The following is a 487-nucleotide window of genomic DNA, read 5'->3' as shown; positions in this document are numbered from 1 at the left end:
CGCGCGGATGACGGCCGAGCGCGACGAGTACAAGAGCCGCGCGGAGTGGCTCCACCAGCAGCTCGAGCTGCTGAAGTACGACGCCAAGACCCCTCGCGAGCGGGTCGACCCGCGTCAGATCCAGCTCGTGTTCGAGCCGTTTTCTCAGGCGCTGCTCGGGCTCGCGGCATCGGATGCGAGCTCGGAGCCCTCCTCGCCGCAAGGGGGCGGCAGACGAGGGGCGAAGCAACGCACGATGACGCCCCATGGCCGTCGCATCCTGCCCGAGCACCTGCCGGTCGAGACGCTCGTGCTCACGCCATCGCCTCTGCCACAGTAGGCGATCCAGATCGGCGCCGAGATCAGCTGGCGTCTGGGCTATCGGCGAGCCTCGTATTACCGGCTTCGCGTGGTGCGGCCGCTGTTCGTGGTGTCCAAGGACGCGGCCGAGACGGACACGGAGGTGACCGCGACACGGCTGCTCGACATGGAGCAGCCTCGGCCCTCG

At 69.0% G+C, this 487-nt stretch carries 1 protein-coding gene; it reads left to right on the top strand.

The window, feature by feature from the left end; all coding sequences use genetic code 11:
- Window positions 1–319 (top strand): hypothetical protein (locus tag BN4575_RS22185; protein WP_218060796.1); only part of this gene is annotated, 319 nt, incomplete at its 5' end.
- Between the last annotated feature and the right edge of the window lie 168 nt (window positions 320–487).

The sequence above is a fragment of the Aeromonas sp. EERV15 genome (genome assembly GCF_900079845.1).
Classification (GTDB): domain Bacteria; phylum Pseudomonadota; class Gammaproteobacteria; order Enterobacterales; family Aeromonadaceae; genus Aeromonas; species Aeromonas sobria.
The sequence above is the reverse complement of the archived record's forward strand: the minus strand, read 5'-3'. Positions and strand labels throughout refer to the sequence as shown.